Here is a 572-nt window from a genome sequence, read left to right as displayed (position 1 = left end):
TCACCAGGATCACCGTCTCCGTCCCCGGGCAGGAGGGATCGCGACAGATGATCTCGTTCACCGAAAACCGCGTTCCAGGAGCGTCGCCGCAAACCGTCGCCGCCCACGCGCGGATGCGATCGCTCACGGCGCGATCCGCCGCCGGCTTCCTGCTGAACCACGACATGGCCATGGCGACGCCCGATCAAACCGGCAGGGTCAGCAGGCCGCCGGCGCCATCGGCGGTTCCAAACACCATCCGCTTGCCTTTGGCGTCCCAGGCCATCGCCGTCACCGGGCCGCCGGGGACCGGCATGCGCGCCATCAGTTCGGAATTGTCACCGCGCCGTCATCGTAGCCAATCGCGATGATCAGCGCCCGTGGATGAAAGGCGACCTGGGTCACCTTCGCAGGGCGCACGCCGCATTCGCGCGGCGCCTTGCCCATGGGACCGTCCTTGGCCTCGAACGGCCAGATGATGGCGGCGTCAGCGCCGGACGACGCCATCCACAGTCCTTCATTTGACCAGGACAGGGAGCGCGGCTTGGCCGGATAACCGGACATGCGCATGTCCTTTTTGTCGGCGAGCCGCC

The 572-nt window shown here is 67.3% G+C and carries 1 pseudogene; it reads right to left on the bottom strand.

Features of this window, described 5'->3' with window-relative positions:
- Positions 1-303: 303 nt before the first annotated feature.
- Positions 304-572: pseudogene (locus tag AC4FS3_RS29210) on the bottom strand (WD40 repeat domain-containing protein); the annotation flags it as partial.

It is taken from the genome of Pseudogemmobacter sp. TB195 (assembly GCF_058313095.1).
This window is presented reverse-complemented; position numbering and strand designations above follow the sequence as displayed.